Below are 2,361 nucleotides of genomic sequence, written 5' to 3' on the forward strand. Positions count from 1 at the left end.
TAACAATATACTTAGTTATCTACAGAATAATTCTGGATTACCTCCTATAGTTTTAAATAAGTTTGATCCAAAACAGTTGGTAAATAAGATTATTGATAAAGCGATGCCAATAGCTCAACGTAAGGGATTAAATTTATCTTGTAATTTTCAGTATGATTTAACAAATGCTATAATTAGTGATACTTATCGAATAGGAGCAATATTAGAGCAGTTAATAGATAACGCTATTAAATTTACTAAAGAAGGCAAAGTTGTGGTAACAGTGAACATGTTTGCTATTAGTCCAGCCGTTTCAGAATTAGAACAACAAAACAGAGAAATGGTATGCCAATTTATGGTGCATGATAGTGGTATTGGTCTGTCTAAAGAAATCAGGCAACATCTTCATGAGAAGATTGATAAATTTGATGTTGCTACGCAATATCATGGACTTGGATCAGGATTAAGTTTTGTAAAGCGTCTAATTGGTGAGTTAAATGGAGAGATTGAAGTAACAAGTGAAAAAGGTAAAAGTACTACTATTGTCTGTAATATACCAATTAAGTTACCTCTTCTTGATGATCTGATTTATGATACATAATGTTGATATTGATAAGGTTTTGATGATTATGTATTAATTAATAATGATGATTTTCTTGATTATTGTGCTTCACTTACTACACTTAAATAAAATTATAGTAGGGATGGATATATGGCAAGAAGTCAAGAAAATCATCAAAAAACTATAGATCCTATTATAGGAAAGTTAAAACCCAAAGGTATAGGTCTTGAGCTAGACAAAATAAAAATTACAGATCTATCAAATTGCCGATACAGTAAAAGACTATTAACTAAGCTCATGCTCGTTAATAAGATTTCTAAGAAGAAAGTTGATCTTAATAAAATTAAAAAAGCAATTTATTTTGCTAAAAAGTATCATGGTAGGCAAAAGAGAGAAACAGGAGAATTGTATTACTCACATCCTTTAGAAGTAGCATATATGATTTCTGATTATTTATTTAGAACAGATATTATAGTAACTAGCATATTGCATGATTGTATTGAAGATACGTTACTTACTAAAGAAATGATTATACAAGAATTTGGCCATAAGATTGCTAATCAAGTTGAAGATTTAACACGAGTTAAAAATGATAAAAAAATTAGTGCAGCAGAAATGGTTAAAATATTGTATCAGCAGCAGAAACAAGAATTGCTATTAATTAAGTTATTTGACAGGTTACATAATATACAAACAGTAGGAGCTAAACCTCCTGAGAAAGGATGGAGAACAATTTTAGAAACTCTACAGGTCTTCTTAACTGTTGCTACTTATCTTAAAATACCAAATGTTACAGGACAATTACGCACACATTGTTTAAATATAATTGCAAATTATAAAAAATTAAATTTATATAATAATAATGCAGTATAATTTATCCCTCTTACTCACGCATCACAATATGGGACTAAACAGTTAAGTTAATATTATCAGGAATATAGTAATTGTAAGGTGAGATATTAAAAATTATTATTCATTATACAGGATTAGATTGCTACAAAAAAACAAGAATATATGAGTCAAGAATTAACTAAAGGCTAATATGATTGCTAAATCTATTAGTGTTATATAGATAGTTCTTTTGTTAATTGTCGTTATAGTAAAGGATAAATCAATAATATAGTCATTAGGTGTAGAAGTCAAGATTTGATCTTACAGACACTATAAATTTTGTACTTGATTGTCAGTTAAGTTTTGACTGTCAGATATGTAATCAAGATACAAGATTTCATTATTCTTTTCAACAGCTAATTTCTTACTATCCTTAAAAGTTTGCATAGGAGTTTTTCCATAACAATATTTACCGGAATGAGGTCTTTCATTATTAAAATGCTCTAACCAAATATCAAGATCTAATTGTAGATCATCAAGATCTGTATAAATCTTTTTCCGCATTGCTGTATCAAAGAATTCTTGTTTCATGGTTTTATTAAAACGCTCACACATACCGTTTGTTTGTGGAGAATATGCCTTAGTTGTAGTATGTTCTATACCTTCTATGCTAAGAAATAACTCAAAAGCATGATGCTCTATATTCCCCTTATATTCTGACCCACGGTCTGTAAGAATACGAAGTATTGGTATTCCTTGGGTCTCGTACCATGGTAACACGCGGTCATTCAGCATATCAGCAGCAGTAAGAGCTGTTTTATCAGTATATAGTTTAGCATCTGCTACCCTAGTATAGCTATCAATAAATACCTGAGAATAAACCTTACCGATACCTTTAAAATTACCTACATAGTATGTATCCTGACATCCTAGATAACCTGGATGCTGCGTTTCAATTTCTCCATGTGCTTCTTTTTCATTACGACGCT

Annotated in this window: 3 protein-coding genes; 2 read left to right on the plus strand and 1 reads right to left on the minus strand. The window is 29.9% G+C overall.

Annotation, left to right across the window (positions count from 1 at the left end; all coding sequences use genetic code 11):
- Positions 1-580, plus strand: a 580-nt coding sequence (locus tag RAT170B_RS07720; RefSeq protein ID WP_045806092.1) for a sensor histidine kinase, incomplete at its 5' end; no start/stop codon positions are given.
- 111 nt (positions 581-691) lie between these two features.
- The gene (locus RAT170B_RS07725; RefSeq protein ID WP_045806093.1) at positions 692-1,414 is read left to right on the plus strand and encodes an HD domain-containing protein; all 723 of its coding nucleotides are present in this window, start codon (positions 692-694) and stop codon (positions 1,412-1,414) included.
- A gap of 288 nt (positions 1,415-1,702) precedes the next feature.
- Here the strand turns inward: RAT170B_RS07725 and RAT170B_RS07730 are convergent.
- Positions 1,703-2,361 (minus strand): integrase core domain-containing protein (locus RAT170B_RS07730; protein ID WP_045806094.1); only part of this gene is annotated, 659 nt, incomplete at its 5' end.

It is taken from the genome of Rickettsia argasii T170-B (assembly GCF_000965185.1).
GTDB classification, from domain to species: domain Bacteria; phylum Pseudomonadota; class Alphaproteobacteria; order Rickettsiales; family Rickettsiaceae; genus Rickettsia; species Rickettsia rickettsii.